The sequence below is a fragment of the Candidatus Moraniibacteriota bacterium genome (assembly GCA_035390125.1).
GTDB lineage: Bacteria > Patescibacteriota > Minisyncoccia > Moranbacterales > GWC2-37-73 > DAOOTD01.
Genome location: DAOOTD010000002.1, coordinates 167,024 through 186,251, shown reverse-complemented (window position 1 = coordinate 186,251; position 19,228 = coordinate 167,024). Strand labels below are relative to the sequence as shown.

The 19,228-nt window shown below is 33.8% G+C and carries 18 protein-coding genes and 2 tRNA genes; 5 read left to right on the top strand and 15 right to left on the bottom strand.

Going from position 1 to position 19,228, the window contains the following annotated elements; all coding sequences use genetic code 11:
• Window positions 1-24 precede the first annotated feature (24 nt).
• Genes PLR68_02800 through PLR68_02785 form a run of 4 tightly spaced genes read left to right on the top strand, consistent with a single transcriptional unit; the run spans window position 25 to window position 4,197 of the window.
• On the top strand, window positions 25-201 hold the full coding sequence (locus PLR68_02800; protein HOW60648.1) for a helix-turn-helix domain-containing protein: 177 nt from the start codon (window positions 25-27) through the stop codon (window positions 199-201).
• The gene (locus PLR68_02795) at window positions 185-997 is read left to right on the top strand and encodes a site-specific DNA-methyltransferase (GenBank protein HOW60647.1); all 813 of its coding nucleotides are present in this window, start codon (window positions 185-187) and stop codon (window positions 995-997) included. Before PLR68_02800 ends, PLR68_02795 begins: the two co-directional genes overlap by 17 nt.
• Window positions 998-1,024: 27 nt before the next feature.
• Window positions 1,025-2,716 (top strand): AlwI family type II restriction endonuclease, encoded by a 1,692-nt coding sequence (locus PLR68_02790; protein HOW60646.1) that lies wholly within the window; start codon window positions 1,025-1,027, stop codon window positions 2,714-2,716.
• Window positions 2,713-4,197, top strand: coding sequence for a recombinase family protein (locus tag PLR68_02785; protein HOW60645.1), 1,485 nt, complete (start codon window positions 2,713-2,715; stop codon window positions 4,195-4,197). Before PLR68_02790 ends, PLR68_02785 begins: the two co-directional genes overlap by 4 nt.
• Here the strand turns inward: PLR68_02785 and PLR68_02780 are convergent.
• The 9 genes from PLR68_02780 to PLR68_02740 form a co-directional block, all read right to left on the bottom strand.
• Window positions 4,183-4,257: transfer RNA gene (locus tag PLR68_02780), tRNA-Asn, on the bottom strand. The two genes, PLR68_02785 and PLR68_02780, sit on opposite strands and share 15 nt — an antisense overlap.
• A gap of 88 nt (window positions 4,258-4,345) precedes the next feature.
• Entirely contained in the window at window positions 4,346-5,437 is a 1,092-nt protein-coding gene (gene rpoD / locus PLR68_02775; GenBank protein HOW60644.1) for an RNA polymerase sigma factor RpoD, read from the bottom strand.
• 352 nt (window positions 5,438-5,789) lie between these two features.
• Window positions 5,790-7,595 carry a DNA primase gene (gene dnaG / locus PLR68_02770; GenBank protein ID HOW60643.1) on the bottom strand — a complete coding sequence of 602 codons (1,806 nt, stop codon included), beginning with the start codon at window positions 7,593-7,595 and terminating at the stop codon, window positions 5,790-5,792.
• Window positions 7,596-7,638: 43 nt separating this feature from the next.
• Window positions 7,639-7,725, bottom strand: a tRNA-Ser gene (locus tag PLR68_02765).
• Window positions 7,726-7,743: 18 nt separating this feature from the next.
• Window positions 7,744-9,147, bottom strand: a complete 1,404-nt coding sequence (pyk, locus tag PLR68_02760; GenBank protein HOW60642.1) for a pyruvate kinase — start codon at window positions 9,145-9,147, stop codon at window positions 7,744-7,746.
• An 83-nt stretch (window positions 9,148-9,230) separates the two neighbouring features.
• Window positions 9,231-9,791 (bottom strand): hypothetical protein, encoded by a 561-nt coding sequence (locus tag PLR68_02755; GenBank protein ID HOW60641.1) that lies wholly within the window; start codon window positions 9,789-9,791, stop codon window positions 9,231-9,233.
• A gap of 88 nt (window positions 9,792-9,879) precedes the next feature.
• Window positions 9,880-10,341 (bottom strand): hypothetical protein, encoded by a 462-nt coding sequence (locus PLR68_02750; GenBank protein HOW60640.1) that lies wholly within the window; start codon window positions 10,339-10,341, stop codon window positions 9,880-9,882.
• A 3-nt stretch (window positions 10,342-10,344) separates the two neighbouring features.
• Complete coding sequence (locus PLR68_02745) at window positions 10,345-11,238, bottom strand: M48 family metallopeptidase (GenBank protein HOW60639.1); 894 nt, start codon at window positions 11,236-11,238, stop codon at window positions 10,345-10,347.
• Between the two features lie 2 nt (window positions 11,239-11,240).
• On the bottom strand, window positions 11,241-11,792 hold the full coding sequence (locus PLR68_02740) for a LemA family protein (protein HOW60638.1): 552 nt from the start codon (window positions 11,790-11,792) through the stop codon (window positions 11,241-11,243).
• A 136-nt stretch (window positions 11,793-11,928) separates the two neighbouring features.
• Here PLR68_02740 and PLR68_02735 point away from each other — a divergent pair, with 136 nt between their 5' ends.
• Complete coding sequence (locus PLR68_02735) at window positions 11,929-12,369, top strand: divergent PAP2 family protein (protein HOW60637.1); 441 nt, start codon at window positions 11,929-11,931, stop codon at window positions 12,367-12,369.
• On the opposite strand, the gene PLR68_02730 is transcribed toward PLR68_02735, so the two are convergent.
• The 6 genes from PLR68_02730 to PLR68_02705 form a co-directional block, all read right to left on the bottom strand.
• Window positions 12,361-13,605: a UDP-N-acetylmuramoyl-L-alanyl-D-glutamate--2,6-diaminopimelate ligase gene (locus tag PLR68_02730; protein ID HOW60636.1), complete on the bottom strand. Its 1,245-nt coding sequence runs from the start codon at window positions 13,603-13,605 to the stop codon at window positions 12,361-12,363. The two genes, PLR68_02735 and PLR68_02730, sit on opposite strands and share 9 nt — an antisense overlap.
• A gap of 93 nt (window positions 13,606-13,698) precedes the next feature.
• Window positions 13,699-14,343 carry a hypothetical protein gene (locus PLR68_02725; GenBank protein HOW60635.1) on the bottom strand — a complete coding sequence of 215 codons (645 nt, stop codon included), beginning with the start codon at window positions 14,341-14,343 and terminating at the stop codon, window positions 13,699-13,701.
• 101 nt (window positions 14,344-14,444) lie between these two features.
• Window positions 14,445-15,425, bottom strand: coding sequence for a peptidoglycan bridge formation glycyltransferase FemA/FemB family protein (locus tag PLR68_02720; GenBank protein HOW60634.1), 981 nt, complete (start codon window positions 15,423-15,425; stop codon window positions 14,445-14,447).
• Window positions 15,426-15,541: 116 nt separating this feature from the next.
• Complete coding sequence (locus tag PLR68_02715; protein ID HOW60633.1) at window positions 15,542-15,982, bottom strand: pilus assembly PilX N-terminal domain-containing protein; 441 nt, start codon at window positions 15,980-15,982, stop codon at window positions 15,542-15,544.
• 90 nt (window positions 15,983-16,072) lie between these two features.
• On the bottom strand, window positions 16,073-16,645 hold the full coding sequence (ruvA, locus tag PLR68_02710) for a Holliday junction branch migration protein RuvA (GenBank protein HOW60632.1): 573 nt from the start codon (window positions 16,643-16,645) through the stop codon (window positions 16,073-16,075).
• A gap of 15 nt (window positions 16,646-16,660) precedes the next feature.
• Window positions 16,661-19,195, bottom strand: coding sequence for a PBP1A family penicillin-binding protein (locus tag PLR68_02705; protein HOW60631.1), 2,535 nt, complete (start codon window positions 19,193-19,195; stop codon window positions 16,661-16,663).
• Between the last annotated feature and the right edge of the window lie 33 nt (window positions 19,196-19,228).

Genomic DNA, 19,228 nt, shown 5'->3' with positions numbered 1-19,228 from the left:
ATCTTATAATTAAAAAATAAACATATGCAAGAAAAAGAATTTTACACAGCTCAAGAATTAGCTGATATTTTAAGGGTAAATATAATGACTATTTATCGCTACATTAAAGCTGGAAAAATTAAAGCTTATAAATTCGGTAAAGAGTTTCGTATTAAAAAGAACGAGTTTCAAAGTTTTGTAGAAAATGCATCAACAAAATAAATCTATGAGAAAATTATCTTTTGAGGTCAAATATAATAAAGGAAAAAATACAATAAAAATCGTTCACGATGATGTATTAAAATTTCTTGAAAGTCAGCCAGAAAAAAGTATAGACATTATTGTAACAGATCCAGCTTATTCAGGAATGAATAATCATTTAAGCTTGGGGAACGGAAGAATTGTTGGAAAATATGCCGAAAAAGGAACAGTAAATGGAAAATGGTTTGAGGAATTCAAAGATACAGAAGAAAATTATAGAAATTTTTTGCTATTGTGCAAAAAAGCACTGAAAAGTTCAGGTCATTTATATATAATGTTTGATTCCTACTCCCTTCTTTCGCTTGGTCCAATAGTAAGAGAACTATTTGATGTGAAAAATATTATTTCCTGGGATAAGGTCAATTTAGGAATGGGACATTATTTCAGAAGGCGACACGAATTTATTATTTTTGCAACAAATAAAAACAACCGTAAGATAAAGAGCCGCTCATTTCCAGATGTTTGGAGAATTAAGAGGGTTCATCAAGCAAAGTATCCTACGCAGAAACCGGTTGAATTATTTGACATAATGTTAAGTGCCAGCACTTCACCAAACTTTGTTGTCTGTGACCCATTTTTAGGCAGTGGCTCTGCAGCAATTTCTTCAATCAAACATAATTGTAATTTTATAGGCTGTGATATCTCAAACAAGTCTATTGAAATATCGGAAAAGAGAATTAAAGAATATATTAAATTTAAAAAAGATATTCTTCAAAAAAATTCCTCTATTCCAGATAACGAGAAAATATTTTGGTAAATAATAAACGATAAGAAAAAAATAATTATGGCTCACATAACAGATAAAAAAACAATATTTTTCGTTACCTCGCCTAGGTCACCACACAAACTGGTTGATGAGATAAAATTTTTATCAGAAAATTTTGAAGGTCAGAAATGGAATTCAGAGACTCAAAAAAAGTTTTATTTACAACTAGCTAAACAAGATTTTTTTGAGGGTTCAGCAACTGGAGATGTCGCTTTTAAGGCTAGAGATAGAGTAAACAGAGCTCCTAAATCTCTTGGATTGATTGACTTAAAGCCAGTTATCAAGCTTACTGAAGCTGGAAAAAAATATGTTTATGGAAACAGACCGGAAGAGATATTTTTAAGACAGCTATTGAAGTTCCAGCTTCATTCGCCTTATCATAAAGATAAAAATAACACATTTAGAATAAAGCCCTACCTTGAGTTAATGAGACTTATTTATGAATTAGACGGTTTAAGCAAGCATGAGATAGGGCTATTTGTTATTCAACTTACAGATTTTGCTAAATACAATAATGTAAAAAATAAAATTATCAATTTCAGAGAAGAAAAAAAGTTATTGCGAACAAAAAAGATAAATTATAAAAAATTTATCGCCTTGCAATTTGAGAAAGAGCTGACTGAATTATTCAAGGAAGACATTGAGCAAGGAAAGTTATCAATAAGGGAAAGTAAGGAACAAACTTTAGATAATTTTGTTAAAACTAAACGAAGTAATCATCTTGATTATGCCGATGCCTCTATTAGGTATCTTCGTGCTACCGGACTGTTTTCGTTAAATCCAAAAACATCAAAAGTATACATTCTCAAAGAAAGAAAAAATGATATTGAATTTATTCTAAAGAATATTGATAGGGATATATTTGCATATAAAGATGAAGAAGATTATGAAGCGAATTTGTTTGATGCGAGCAAGCCATTGCTTCTTGTAGATAATAAAGACTTGATAATTTCTAAAATTACACAGAAAGATACAAGAGTTAGTGTTTCGGCACTCAAAGAGAAGGACACGGAAGACTTGAAAAATATCTATGAAAGCCTAATCAAAGAGAGTCTTGAAAAATATATTGAAAATGAAAAAAGTAAATTACGAAATTATGAAGAATATAATGATATACTTGAAGTTTTTTCAGGTATTGTAAATAGAGAAAATATAGATCCATCTCTTTTCTTTGAATGGAATATTTGGAGAGCTTTTACAATGTTGAACGACGGAGATATTCAAGGAAACTTTAAAATTGATGACGATGGTATGCCATTATATACAGCTCCAGGCAACACACCCGATATAGTTTGTAAATATAAAGATTTTGATGCAATTGTTGAAGTCACTCTATCATCAGGACAAAAACAATATGAAATGGAAGGAGAGCCTGTAGCAAGACACTATGGTCAATATAAAAAAAGCAATTCAAAACCTGTATTTGGAATATTTGTAGCTCCTAATTTGAATAATGCTACCATTGCTCACTACTACGGTTTGTATCGCATCAACATAGAATATTATGGCGGAAAATCACAAATAATACCTTTAAGTTTAGAGGACTTCAAATGTTTATTAAAAAACGCCCATAGCTCCGCAATTAAACCGAAAGCAGATGATTTAAAAAATTTGTTTAATTCACTATCTAATCTTGCGTTGAAAACTGAAAATGAAAAAGATTGGTATCAGCAAATTTCGCAAACAGTCCAAAACGCATTCGTAAAATGAAAGCGATAATATTAGCTAGAGTTTCAACAGAAGAACAAAAAGACGCCGGAAACTCTCTACCAGCTCAAATTCATAGGCTTAAAGAATACTGCAAAACAAAAGGTTTTGCAGTTTTAGAAATCTTTAGCTTTGATGAAAGTGCCTATAAACAAAAAAGAGACGAATTTGATAAGGCAATTGATTTAGTAAAGAAAAGCAAAGATAAAATTGTAGTCTGTTTTGACAAAGTAGATAGATTTACGCGAAATGTTTTTGATAAACGCGTTCCACTTTTATATGATTTAGCAATGCAAGATAAAATAGAATTACATTTTGTTTCAGACAACCTTGTTATCTCTTCAAATATATCGGCAGCAGAAAAATTTCATTTTGGAATAAATTTAGGTCTGGCGAAATATTATTCTGATGCAATTAGCGACAATGTAAAAAGAGCTTACGAGCAGAAATTAAGGAATGGCGAATGGATTGGACAAGCCTATCTGGGATATAAAAATATAACACTGGAAAATGAAAAAAAGCATATTATCATAGACAAGGACAAAGAATTTCTAGTCCTAAAAATGTTTCAGTTGTATGCCACGGGTAAATTTTCAATGAAAAAGCTTGCACAGGAAATGAACGACAGAGGCTTGAGAAGTAGGAGCGGAATGAAGATGACAACAAGCCAAGTTCATGCAATTTTAAGAAACCCGTTCTATTACGGCGTAATGAGAGTTAAGGGTAAGCTATATCCGCATAAATATCAACCTATCGTTTCAAGATATTTATTTGAAAAAGTCCAAGAAGTTATAAACGGCTATAATAGGCAAAATTTCAAACGAACAAACAATCCATATATTTTCAGAGGATTGATAAAATGTTCACATTGCGGATTAGCAATTACGCCAGAACTTCAGAAAGGGCATGTTTACTATCATTGCACTAATTATTACGGGACTTGTCCTGATAAAGGAATAAAGTGGTTGAGAGAAGATGAATTAGTGGATCAAACTAAAGACCTATTTCAGAGTTTAAAATTGGAGCCAGAAGCCCTTGATAGGCTCAAAGATGAGCTAAGAACTATTCATGATGCTGAAAAAGTGTATTATGAGAAAAATAAAGCAACTATTCAAAGAAAAATAGGCAATATAGATGCAAGGTTAAAGGTTATGTATAGAGACAGACTTGATGGACGTATTACTGCGGACGAATATGACAAAATGGCTATTGAATACACACAAGAAAGAGAAAACTTAAATACACAACTTCAGGAACATTCGTCCGCTGATAGAGACTTCAGTCTTACAGCAAATAAAGTATTAGACTTGTCGCAAAGGGCATTAGAATTGTTCCAAAATTCTGAACCACAAGAAAAAACCCAACTATTGGGTTTCTTACTTCAGAACCTTACTTTAAATGCAGGAAAGCTTTCATTTGAGGTAAAAGCTCCCTTTAATGGCATAATGGAATATGCCAAAACTAAAGAATGGCTCCGGCGGTAGGATTCGAACCTACAACCAAGGGATTAACAGTCCCCTGCGCTACCGTTGCGCTACGCCGGAATATGTTTTATTTGATTTTGAAAAATGTTGCCTAAACAGACAACGAAAACATTGTATCAAAAATATTCTAATCTGGCAAGGTTCAATATTAGTAGTCTTTAAGCTTTCCTATTGACCTATGCTGCCTGATTTTATCTAGAGCTTTAGCTTCAATTTGACGAATGCGTTCTCGAGTTACTCCGAATTCTTTTCCAACTTCTTCTAGGGTGTGGGTTACCCCATCTTCAAGTCCGAAACGTATTTTCAAGATTTTTTGTTCACGTGGAGTAAGTTCTCTTAAAACTTCTACCACATGATTTTTTAAAAGTTTTCTGGAAGCTACCTGATGAGGCATTACAGTTTCAGTGTCTTCAATAAAATCTCCAAGCACACTGTCATCATCACTGTCACCGACTGACGTTTCCAAGGAAACAGTTTCCTGGGAAATTTTTTGGATATGTCTGATTTTATCCACTTCTAAATTCATTTCGGCAGCTATTTCCTCCGGTAAAGGTTCCCTTCCTAATTCCTGGACGAGTCTGCGCGTAATCTGGGTATATTTATTTATAGTTTCAACCATATGTACCGGTATGCGTATGGTTCTGGACTGATCAGCTAAAGCGCGTGTAATTGCCTGGCGTATCCACCAGGTGGCATAAGTAGAAAATTTGTATCCTTTTCTGTAATCAAATTTTTCTACTGCTCTGAAAAGACCTATATTTCCTTCCTGAATAAGATCAAGCAAAGACAAATTATGAGAACGTCCGACATATTTTTTCGCAATACTGACAACTAAACGTAAATTTGACTCAGTAAGTTTTTGTTTGGCCGCCAAATCTCCTTTTTCATTAGCTTTAGCCAATTTTATTTCTTCTTCTGATTTTAAAAGTGGAACCCGTCCTATTTCACGAAAATACATTTGAACCAAGTCTGATGAACTGTCCTCAACTCCTTCTCCCAGGATAATATCGGCATTTTTATCCTTTTTACTCTTTTCATAAGCTTCGACCTCTTTATCAGTATCTATTTTCAACATATCATCAGAAACGACAACTTTTATGCCGGCAGTTTCAAGTTTTTCATATAAATTTTCCAATTCATCCAATTCTTCTTCGATTTCTGGGATAAGATGGATTATTTCATCTTCAGTCACAAATCCTCGCTGCTTTCCGCGTGCAATCAACTCAGCCACTACATCCATGCCTTCTGGCTGAATTTCTTTCGATTTTATTGTTAATTTTTTATTTTTAGATTTCTTTTTAGTCAGAATATCTTTTTTCTTTGATTTTGTTTTTGATTTTACTTTCTTAGCATTTTTAGGTTTTTTCTTTAATTTTATAGATACCTTTTTCCGTAAGGATCTTTTAAGTTTTCCTGATTTTATTTTTTTAGCCTTGCGTATAATATGTTTCTTTAACACTTTCTTCTTGCTTTTCTTTTTTTGTGTTCTTTTCATAATTTAAAAAATATATTATGGAATATATTCCTATTCCACTGAAGATTAAGTTTCAACAAACAAACATCAAAAACCGGGCTGACCCAGTTTTTGTTTTCTATTGAATCTCTTGAGAAAGTTTAGTAAACTCGCTCATTAATTTGGCAAGGGTTTCTTTATCGCCCTTGTTTTCAGCTTTCTCGATTTCCTTTATAATACTACGGATTTTTTCTTTTTGCAATTCTCTATTATATTCAACCATATATCCATCTGCTAATTTTTTAAGCTCTTCCTCTGTTTGTTCGACTATTTCTTCCTGTGCGAAGCGGTACTTTGTTTCAAAATAAATCCTGCGCAGTTTTTCCACAATCTGGTCATCTTCAATTATTGTAAGCATTTTATCGAAAGAAAACTCAGCCTCTGGACCTTTCTTAAGCACGAACCACAATAGTTCATCATTTTTAATACTTTCATTTTCTCTTTCTTTTTCAAATATTCCTTTCCATATTTCGCTACTGCTTAAAATAACTCCTATTAATGATTCACTTATTAAATCACTGCGTTTCTGAAAGGATGATTTTTTTTCTGTCTGTTCGCTTTCATATCCAGCGTATTCCCTGGGAATAGCAACAACTTCTTTTAATACATTGTTTATTACATTTTCTTCCACATCAAGCTCATGCGAGATTTTCTTTACCCAATGTGATTTTTCTATTTTATTTTCAATATGTGAAACATGTGCCAGAATTTCTTTGGCAATACCATTCTTGCCACTGGCTGAATTTTTATCATATTTTTTCAAGATTAAATTGAAAAAATATTCCATAGCTCCGACTGATTCTTTAACCGCTTTTAATAAAAGCTGCGGGTCTTTTTTAACCACATCAGCCGCATCTTTTCCATCAGACAAGGCGACTATTTTTACCTTCATGTCTTTCTCAAAACACAAGTCTGCACTTTTCTCTGCAGCCTGTTGCCCGGCACTGTCCATATCAAAAAGCATGGCCAGATTCTGGGAATATCTTTTAAGCATTATAATCTGATCGGCAGTCAAGGCTATCCCAGAAACTGCAACTGCGTTTTGAATTCCTGCTTGGGAAGCCGCAATAACGTCCATATTCCCTTCCACTAAAAGCGTATAATTTTTATTTTTTATTTCATTCTTCGCATGCGAGATACCATAAAGAGCCTTGCTTTTATGATAAACTGCTGTTTCTGGAGTATTCACGTATTTTGCCTGTGATTCATCTCCTCCTGGAGCTACCCTGGCCGAAAAACCAATCACATTTCCAAAAATATCCTGAATAGGAAAAATTATCCTATCCCTAAATCGATCATAATAATTAGCTTCCAGTTTGTGGCTTTTAGCTTCGTTAGACTTTTCTACCAAAAGACCGGTTTTATTTATTTCATCAATTTTATAACCTCTTTCTATCAAAAAATTTAGGATATTTATCCACCCCTCCGGAGCATAACCTAAACGGAATTTTTTAATGCTTTCTTCGGTCAGCCCGCGATCGTAAAGATATTTTAGTATTTTGTCTTTTCCTGCTCCTTTCCAAAGCTGTGTTTCATAAAACTTAGTCCCAAGTTCTAGAATTTCTAAAATTCTTTTTTTATTATCTGTATCTTGTGATTTATATTCTTCCAGCTCTACTCCGGCTTTTTCTGCCAGCATTTTCAAGGCTTCTCTAAATTCAATACTTTCTATCTCTTGAATAAAAGTTAAAACATCCCCACCCTTAGTACAGCCAAAGCAATGAAAGATCTGTTTTTCTTCATTAACCGTGAAAGAAGGAGTTTTTTCATGATGAAAAGGACATAAGCCTTTCCAGTTTGCGCCTGCTTTTGTTAGACGGACATATTCGCCGACTACATCAACGATATTAAGTCTCGATTTTATTTCTTCTACATTTTTATTCATATTTTCAGACTAAAGAACTTTAGAGAAAAAAGCAAACAATTAGCGGAGAGAGAGGGATTCGAACCCTCGATACCGTTTCCAGTATGCCACCTTTCCAAGGTGGTGCACTCGACCACTATGCGACCTCTCCTTATTTTTGGTTTAAAAGTTAAATTAATTTCATTTTTTCCCCTTGTGGCGTGTTCCCAGCAATTCTGATAATTTCCTCCTTTTTATCCAGATTTTTTGCCTTCATCATGGCTTCCAGCATTTGCTTGGGTTTATCCTGGCTAGTATAATAACCTTCAACACCCCAGAGGAGGGATAGCTGATTATATGTCTTTTTGTTATTAGTTGCAACTAGAAGTGGCTTTTCTAAACGGAAATGGGAAATGAGGCGTGCCGTAAATCCAGAAAAACTGGCCACCGCAATGCCCTTTATTTTCTTATCTTTTACTAATTTATATGTATTTTTTATGAAAGAATTAAATTCTTCTTCATTTCTTAATTTAAGCAAGTGATCGACATTATCATAAGGAGAAGCTTCCGTGTTTTCAATAATTTCCTTCATAATCTTTACGCTCTCTACCGGATATTTACCACTGGCTGATTCTCCACTAAGCATGACGGCATCAACATGATCGATGACTGCATTAGTCACATCACTGACTTCGGCCCGTGTTGGACGCGGATTTTCAATCATAGAATTCATCATCTGTGTCGCCATAATTACCGGCTTCATATTTTGCAGGCTTTTACCCACGATTTCTTTCTGAAAAACTCCGACCTTACTTTCATCCATTTCAATTCCCAAATCCCCACGAGCTACCATTACTACATCAGCATGAGCAACAATATCTTCTAGATTTTTAATAGCCTCCTTGCGCTCGATTTTTGCTACTATTTGCGGAAGATTTTCAGTACGTCCGAGAATTTTTTCAATTCTACTTCGAAGATTTTCAATATCCATTCCGGAACTCACAAATGACATGGCTACAAAATCAACTTCATTTTCAAGAGAAAAATCCAGATCCTTTTCATCTTTTTCGGTAATTGGATCAATATGTAATTTTGCATCCGGAATATTAATACCTTTATGATTTTTAATAATTCCTCCATCAATAACTTCTGCTAATAAAATATTATTATCTTTTTCGCGAACAACAACTTTCATTAATCCGTCTTCAATTAAAATCTCATTACCTACTTCAATATCATCAATAATGTTTGGTATGTCCAATAAAAAGCATTGTTTATCTTGTATTCTATGTCTTACATCTTTGACTTTTTCAATATCACTTACTGCAATTTTATCGCCAGTATTTATTTCAACTTCAGCCTCCACTAATGTGCGTATGCGCGGTCCTTGCAAATCAGCCATTATTCCTACTGGTTTTTGCATTTCTTCTGAAAGTTCACGGACGATCTTGATAACGTCTCTATGCCACTCATAACTTCCATGTGAAAAATTAAGACGTGCCACGTCCATACCAGCCTCAATCATATCTCTTATTACTTCCTTTTTATCAGAGACAAGCCCTAAAGTAGCTACAATTTTTGTGTGTTTTTTCATATAAGATATTTTTGTGTTTATACAGTAATATTATAACAAAACAAGCAACCCGGAAAGGCTGCTTGCTGTCAGAATGAAAAAACTTAGTTTTTATAAAGTTCTTTAACCTGAAATAAAATGTACCAACCAATAATTGCTCCTATAATTCCGCTTATGATACCTGCTACAGAAATTATACTTCCAATCAAGCTTACGATACTGGCGTAAAAAACCAATTTCCATCCTCCCTTGGTTCGCTTAAATAATCCCGGTACAGCAATAAGTTCCATAACAACTACCACTATAGAAATTACGAGGGAAATAAGAGCAAGAAATCCGAATCCATGGCCAATCGCATAACCAACCATTGCAAAAGGAGCTAAAACAGTAGAAAGACCCAATGCTAATAAAATTCCTGGAATTGCAATAATAGCAAAAATGATAATTAGATACGGAGCAACCTTAACAATAAATTCTTTGCCACCAGCTGGAATCGCAAAGGGAGCCTTTTTTACTAAATATTCTTCTAAAAAAGCTTCGAATTGTGAAATATCTCCTTTCACGCTTTTTTGTTCAACTTTTGGTTCAGACGCAGGCGCAGATTTTTTAGCTTGTTCTTGAGACTCTTGTTTTGGAGCCTCTGTTTTTTGTGTGTTTTCTTCCATAAGTTTAATTTTTAAAAGATTATATTTTTAACTTATCTTTTTATATTCTATCATATTTACTAAAATAATAATAGCTATTAAAATGTCCCTATTTTAAGCCAATTTGCTCTATTTCCCTCATGATTTCTTCAGGAATCGGATTTTTTTCCGGACTCACTCCAGGATACCGCCAAGCTGAAATTATTGTGATTTTTTTATTTGAATTTATTTTATTTTGTAATTCTTTTAATTTTGAATTCTGCGTTGTTACTTTATTTTTTATTTTTTGATTTTTCGTTTGGTACATTACCCAAACTTCCTGACTCCATTTTTCTTGTTCGCCATCATCGTTAAACGAACGATTCCATATTGAAGGTTTTTTATTTCTTTTAATATTTCCAACTGGAATCATAACTGCTACTGTATTTTCTGCAATTCCGGTTTCAATTCTTTGCGGTTTTCGAATCACACCCAAAACTTTTTGCTCAGAAAGCCCGTAATAATGCATTTTTTCCTGGACGTGCTGCGTCCAAAAATATTTATCCGTATTTTTCGGCTTTTTCCATTGCATATCCTAAACAGACATTCCCCGTAGAGCCTTTACTCTATCTTCAATAGGAGGATGGGTTAAGAATAATTTAGAAACTTTTTTCCCCTTAAAAGGATTAGAAATATAAAGATGGGCTGTGGCACGATTGGCAGCCTCTAGCGGTTCCTGATCAACTGAAATTTTTTCCAAAGCGCGCGCCAAGCCTTCAGGATGCCGCGTAAGAAGTGCTCCTGAAGCATCGGCTAAAAATTCTCTTTTTCGTGAAATAGCCAATTGCATTAGCATGGCTGCAATTGGAGCTAAAATTGAAAGAACAACAGCTATAAGTATCAAAATTGCACGTAGTTGACTCCCTCCCTCACTATCACGTGATTTACCGCCAAAAAAAGCCCAGTGACGAAACCAATCAGCTAAAAGAGTTATAAAACCAACTAAAACAACAATGACTGTGGAAAGAAGAATGTCTCGGTTACCAATATGGGAAAGTTCATGCGCAATTACTCCTTCTAGCTCGACCTTTTCCAATTTCTGTATTATTCCGGTTGTCAGACAAATTACTCCATGTTTCGGATCCCTCCCTGTTGCAAAAGCATTTGGAGCACTGTCTTCTATGATATATATTTTCGGCATCGGTAGCCCAGCTGTAATGCAAAGATTTTCCACGATATGAAATATTTCCCGATTATTATCATGGCTTATTTCTTTAGCCCTGCTCATTCCCAGCACTATTTTATCACTCCACCAATATGAACCGAAACTCATTAAAATTGAAAATATTACAGCACCATAAAGAATAGAGCTGTTGCCCATCGCTCCCGCGAAAACGTACCCAACTCCAATCACAAACACGAGAAAACCGGTGATATATATCCAAGTTAAACGGATATTTTTATCCGCTTGATTATAAAGTGTAGACATAATTAAAACTCGACTTTAACAGCTTCTTTTTCGCCTTCTTCAGCTTCAAAAAATTCACGCTTAGTAAGATTCATCATTCCAGCAATAATATTGCTTGGAACTGTTTCGATCTTAATATTGAAGTCTCTAACATTGCCATTGTAAAATCTGCGAGCAGCCTGAATTTTGTCTTCCGTATCAGTTAGCTCTCTTTGTAGCTCTAGAAAATTTTGATTGGCTTTAAGATCTGGATAATTCTCAGCCACTGCAAACAATGATTTTAGTGTTCCACTCAGCACATTTTCCGCTTGTTCTTTTTGAGCAGGAGTTTCAGCTCCCATAGCAGCTGCACGAGCTTCAGTAACTTTTTCAAAAAGCTCTCTTTCATGTGTCGCATAACCCTTAACAGTACTAACTAAATTTGGAATAAGATCATATCTGCGTTTAAGTTGAACATCGATATCACTCCAAGCCTCATCTACGCGATTTTTTAATGTTATCAGCCCATTGTAAATTCCGATACCTGCTACAACCAAAAAAGCTGCAACGATTAAAATAATTATTCCAATACTCATATTTTTTTATCATTTAAAGTTGTAAAGAAATTTATATTTACCGCTTAAATGATTGGATTTATTAATATATTTATTATACCACCAACTTAAAAATCATGCTATAATTTAACCAGTAAGAAAATAATACAAAAAAAATATGAAATTTATTACTTCCTATGCCATTTTTCTTATTCCTGTTTTTGTCGGTATTATTACACAAGCCATCAAATTTATAATTTATAGCACAAAACATGGTTGGGATATTCGTTACCTTTTTACTCATGGACACATGCCATCGGCTCATACGGCCTTTGCAATTTCTCTAGTAACATCAGTAGGCTATTTTGAAGGTTTCCACTCTGGTTCATTTGCTGTAACTTTTGCACTAGCATTTATTATTATTGACGATGCGACAAGAATACGCATGTACCTGGGAGACCAGGGACGTTACCTTAATATGCTCATACAGCAACTTAATTTCGATGAGAGCAAGTTTCCTCGCTTGAAAGAACGAACGGGGCACAGAACTAGTGAGGTTATTGTCGGTGCAATTTTAGGATTTGTTTTCACTTTAGTTTTTATAAGCCTGCTAGCTTAAACTTTCTAATTCTTCCTCTATAATTCTCCTATCATTCCAAGGAATTCTTTTTTTACCAACCGCCATGGTTTCTTCCGCCCCTTTGCCAGTTACGATAACAAAATCGCCCTCTTTCGATAAAATCAGGGCTTTTTTAATTGCTTCTTTTCTATCTAAAATTTTCCAAAACTTTTCTCCTTCAATTTTGTTTCTAATCCCTGAAGCAACTTCATCAATTACTCTAATCGGATTCTCATTATATGGATCTTCGTTAGTAACAATTATATAATCAGCGTATTTTGAAACTATTTCTCCCATTATCGGCCTCTTGCCGCGGTCTCTTTCACCGCAAGAACCAAACACGGCAATAATCTTAGATCTTGAGGTATTGATATGATTTATTAATTGGTAGAGTTTTTCTAAAGAATCCGGAGTTACCGCATAGTCAATAATAATATTAATCTTTCTTTTATTCGGGATATTTTCCATTCTACCTGGCACTAGTTTTATTTTTTCTAAGGAATTTTTTATTATTTCCATGTTTATTTCTTCAGAAATGCCCACACAGATAGCCGCCAGTGCATTTTCTATATTAAATTCTCCTAGCAATTTTAAATTTATTTCTGTATTTTTAACCGAAAATTTAGTTCCTGATGGATTTAATGATATATTTTTCGCTAAAATATCAGCTTTATTGTTTTTTAATGAATAAGTAATTTTTTTGCCAGTAGAAATGTTTAAAAATTCTCCCGGATTTTCCATATCTAAATTTATAATTGCATTATTGGCCTTTTTAAATAATTCTGATTTAACCTTTCTGTATTCTTTCATTGTCTTATGGTAGTCTAGGTGCTCCCTGGTGACATTAGTAATAACAGCAGTTTCATATTTAACACCCCATACTCTATATTGATCAAGGGAATGCGAAGAAGTCTCCAAAACCAAATATTTACAACCTGCCTGAACTGATTTTTTTATAAATTTCTGTACAGCAAAAGAAGAGAGTGTTGTAAATTTTGTTTTATTAACCCATTCTTCACTGCCTAATTTAAAATTTATGGTTGAGGCAACTGCCGTTTTAAACCCATTTTCTTCTAAAATTTTAGCAATCATTTGCACAGTGGTTGTTTTTCCATTGGTTCCTGTCACGCCAATTATTTTTATCCTATGCGATGGAAAGCCATACAAAAAATTAGCCATAATCGCCTGACTCAGATGATAGACATTTTTTATAGATTGTGGGATTATTTTTTTCATATCTATGCTAATTATAACCTAGGTGTAAATAAAATGGAAAATGGCTTGCAGAATAATCAACAAGCCATTATGTTTATTTATTTTTATAAAAAATTAATTCTTACCATTCATAAGCTTAACTTGGGCACGTACGCCTTCTAGTAAACCTTTGATACCGCTCCTTAACATTCTTAGAATATTTTCATATTCGGGGTATAGACCACTATTTATGATTCTCTCCGACATAGGTAAAACATGGTTAACCGTTTCAACATCATATTTTACAAGTCTTTCCCTTTCAAAATTTCCAAACATGCTTCTTCGCATATTTATAAAGCGATCCACATGTTTATTGACCACTAACCTGGTGATTTCTTCTATCAGACTAAAATACTCTTTAATTTGAATAGGGGTCATTTTTTTATAAGGTTTGGTGGTAATGAAAGTTTCTTCCACAACTGTGTCATTTTTAATTTCCTTCAGAAGATCTTCTTTGGTTATGATGATGTTTTCTTGGTCTCTGCATTCTTCAACAATATCATGACATATGCCATCAGAAAGCATGATTTCATCTTCCATATTGTTAATAAGCAGAACATAACAAAGCTCATTTGGATGCCCAAAATATGGAGTTCCATCCTGCCTGAAATGATTTCTATGACAATATTGAGCAACTTCATATGAACGCTTGAAAACAGGAACATTATGATATTTTATATAACTCCAAACAAATTCTTCCTTTGAGATATTGAGCGCCATAAAGGTCACCCCCTTTCTTTTTTAGATTTAAAGTACTTTTTTAGGTAATGATAAACTTACTATAAAAAAAATAAAAAGTCAACTAATTCTAGCTTTTTATATTAAATAAAAAATACCTTAATTTTATTAATTATTTTTTTATATATGCCAAAAAATAAACTAAAAATCTTATAGAATAAGTACTTTCGATTTTTTATTATAATGTCATAGCTTCCTGGAAATACAGTTGGCTGGGTATTTGGTGAAAATCCAAGTTTGAATTTTGTAATGCCTTCCCATCCATTCGACATTTTTATTCCTCCAAAATCATAATATTTACAACCACTATTTTTAGCATCTAAAATAGCTTTCCATTGCAAAAGATATGGCGCCATAACATTTCTGTGCTCATTATCAGAGGCACCATGAAGAAAAATTGCAGTATTTCCAAAAAAAACAACCAGGTTAGCTGCAATAATTTTACCTTCATATTCTGCGCAATAAAGTTTAAGCATATTTTCCGGAATTTTTTCAATCATTTTTTTGTAATAATTTTCAAGATGAACAGAAATTTTATCACGCTTTGCAGTAATTTTAACTAAGTCACAAAAACGCTGGACATATTTTTCTTCTCTTGAAATGAAAATTTTCAATTGCTTCTTTTCTGCTAAATGTATGTTGTAACGGGTCTTTTGTCTCATTTCTGCTAAAAGCTCTTCTTCTGTTTTTAAGATGTCAATAATGAAAATTTGCTTTGGTTGCATGTTGTGAGGTGCCATAACTATAACATTTTTTTTATTTTCTCTAAGCAACTCCAGTATTTCATTATTTTCAGGTTCAATCCTAATCCAACTGGCATTTTCTTCCTTAGCTAATTGGATAATTTTTTCAATATATTTTACATTTTGTCTTAAATCCCCCTTTTCTAAAATTGGTCCACGAGGACAATAAAAATACGCCCCAATTATAGGCAACCTATGTTTGATAATGCTTGCTGAAAAACCGCTTTCTTTAACAATAAAAGTTTTTTTTCCAACACTTTCCTGAAACATCCGCCATTCCGGCGATTGCAGAAAATTTTCATTTTTTTTATTCTCATCCATAGAATTTATTATAGCAATAAAATTGTATAAAAGAAAAGAAGGCTTTGATTGATTAAAGCCTTCTAGATAAAAACTTTCCAATTCAATAAAAATGCTGCAATAAAGAAGAAATAGCTTTACAACAAAGACACTGAAACACCTATTGAGCGTATTGCATCTTTATATCTTCCTAAAGCTCTTATATTTTTTATGTTTTCTCCTAATGCTGGTATGTCACAGCCTAAAGGAACACTAACATCGTCAGAAAAAAATGATATGTCATAAGAGTCCAGACCGCCATCCTTAAGCCCCGTCACTTTTCCATCTTTGCATTCACAACCATCGCCAGTTGGGCAAAACAATTGCTCTATTGTTTTTTCATCTTTTATATTGCCGTTTATTTTTTTTATTGCTAGTTGAATTCCACTGTCTGCAGCAGCATAAGCCTGAACAGAAAAATCAGTAGAACTAGCTGATTTCTTTTCAAGCATTGTTGATATTGACATGGTAGCAACAATTGCCACCATCATTGTCAGGATGATAAGCGAATAAGCGAGAATTGATCCTTTATTTTTCATAAAAAAATATCTTCTTATTGTTTGCATCTTAATTTTATTTTTTTTATAAACCATAATGCAAGTTTTGTTTTTTTATTATAGCATGTTTTCCTATTTTTTGCCTAAATTTTTCAAGGCAATTTTAATTCTTTCCCCGACATCTTTAACTTCTAGTGAAACACCTTTTAATGTTTCTCTTGCATCAGAAATTGAATAACCCATTGAAACTAGAGCCTCTATAGCATCACTATCGGCAGTTATCTGGGTCTTCTCACCCAATGAAACGCCTGCGACTTTATTTTTAAGTTCTAATATTAGACGGCTAGCAATTTTTTTACCGATACCAGAAACTTTAATCAGCAACGATTCATCATCATTAAGAACAGCTGTTTTTATTGTTTTTGGATCGGCGATTGTTAATATTCCCATAGCTGCCTTCGGACCGATCCCCGAAATGGAAATAAGAAGTTCAAACATTTCAAGTTCTTCCATATCAAGAAAACCATACAAAGCTAGGGCATCTTCGCGAACATAGGTGTGTGTATAAAAATCTGCTTCTTTTTTCCCTGCAATAATACCGAGGGTATGTGATGTCACAAAAATTTTATAGCCAATGCCGTTGACATCTACAACAACATAGTTGTCATGCAAAAATTCAATTGTACCTTTTATCTTAGAAATCATAATAATATTTACTAATTAAGGAATTGATATGTTTTTAGAAACAGAATCTGTCTTGCCTTTTTCATCCTTAACCGTAGCCTTTATTTCTAATGTTGATCCCGACTTACCGGAAGCATCATAGGATGTTTTATATGGACTTGATTTCATAGAATCAATCTCGTCTCCATCCACTAGGAACCTTACCTCATCAACATTAAAAGGAGAATCAATTTTTGCTGAAATTGAAAGTTCATACCCATCCCTACTGACAGAAATTGAGATTTCCGGCTCTATTTCTGCAAAATCATTTTCTGTGCATTTTTCCTCTGGGGCTGGTTCATTCTCGTTTTTACTATTCTTTTTAAGCCAATCTTTAACTCCTTTTTCCCAATTTTTAAATTGAGGATCATCCTTTGGATTTTCAGGATATTCTCCGCGAGGATCATCTTTTTTGACATAATACAATATGGTATGCGCATCAGAAAAATCTTTCTTTTTAACATATGATTCGGGACATGCATCGCTTGCTAAACAGTATTCATCGTCTTTTCCAGGAATTTCACAAACTTTAACGTCTTTTTGTTCATTAATCTTACCATTTAAAATATCTTTACCAGCATCTTCTTTTTCATATTTAGGGAACTGCTCTATAGGATAATTTACCAGAACTTTATCCATAAAATTTCTCCATATTGGAGCTGCTACTATAATACCATCGGCTCCCATTTTCATTGGTGAATTGTCATTATTTCCAGCCCAAACTCCAACCGCAATTGAAGGAGTATAGCCTACTGCCCAGCCATCTCTGAATTCATTTGTTGTTCCTGTTTTTGCAGCTACTGGACGATTATCAAACCTAAAGGGGTTATTTGAACCGAAAACCGGGGCACGCAAATCATTTGTTGACATTATATAATCAAGCATTCCTATATATTTTTCTTCTACGATACGTTGTCCATCCGATGATTTATATTCCTCCAAAATTTTTCCATTTTTATCATGTACACGCGTTATAAACGTCTGCTTTTTATAAACACCACCACGAGCTAGTGAGGCATAGGCATTAACATGATCGATAAGTTTTACTTCTCCGCCACCCAATACTAGCGATAATCCATACCGTTCTGGCTGATTAAGCCCTGTTATTCCTAAGTTTTTAGCAATTTGTATAGAATTTTTAACCCCAGCAAGATAAAGAGTTTTTACAGCAGGAATGTTAAGCGACATAGCTAGCGTATTTTTCATTTGCAATGAACCATGAAATTTTCCATCATAATTTTTCGGCTTATAATCTTCCTGCGAAGAGTCACTGGCAGTAAAACTTGTTTCTGTATCATAAAGGAGGGTTTCCGGAGTGTATCCTTTTGTAAAGGCTGTTAAATAAACATAGGGTTTAAATGATGAACCTGGTTGTCGATTACGAATTGACACATTATCTTGAGGCTCAAATTTACAGTTTTTTCCAGAAACGCATCCCTGTGGTTCTGATTTTCCGAAATAGTTTTTAGATCCAACCATAGCTAAAATTTGCCCTGTTTTCGGATCTTCAGCTACTAATGCCGCGTTATAAGCATTATTTCCAATATTTTTTGCGGTTCCTTCAGCAATTGCTGATTCGGCCGCTTGCTGCATATCCCAATCTAAAGTTGTATAAACTTTCAAACCTCCTTGTTCAACAACTTGTTCTCCATATTTATTAACTAGATAATCTTTAACATACATAACAAAATGAGGAGCTGCTATATTGTCTTGTTTGGGACTTATTTCCGAAAGGATATCAACACCTTTAGCTTCATCAGCTTGCTCTTTTGTTATATAGCCCTGGTCAGCCATTTTTTGCAATGTCAATTCCTGACGTGCCTTTAATTCATTAACGTGCAGGCCAAAGGGAGAATAATATGTCGGCGCATTTGGCAAAGAAGCAAGAAGAGCAGCTTCCGGTAAATTTATTTCTCGAGCTGATTTGTTAAAAAAAGTTTGAGCCGCTGCTTCAATTCCATACGCACTTGAACCATAAGGAATCTGGTTTAGATACATTCCTAAAATTTCATCCTTTGAATATTTAGTTTCAATTTCTATGGATAAAATAACCTCCTTAATTTTTCTAGTTAATGTCTTTTCATCTGTAAGAAGAGCCTTCTTCACGAATTGTTGAGTAATTGTAGATCCGCCCTGTGCAGCACTTCCTTTAATAATGTCTTTAAGGGCACTACGAACAATAGATGAAATTTTTATTCCGTGATGAGAATAAAAATCTTGATCTTCGAGAGAAATTGCAGCATATTTTACTGTATCAGGAATTTGTTCAAATGGTATTATAGTGCGTTTTTCTTCCCCGTGTATATCATAAAGCAAGTGCTCTCCGGTTTTATCATATATTTTTGTAGACTCGATAACAGGACGCGTTTTTACTGAGGTCGTACTAGGTATGTCTTTGGCAAAATATATAAAAATACTTGCTATAAAAATCAATATTGCCCCAAAAACACAGAGGGCAATTTTCCCTGCAAGTTTCCATCTTTTTTGGGAGGAAATACTTTTAAATTTGTTCGGTATAAATATAGGTATCATTTTAATAAAAAATTAAAATTTTATTATTTAGGT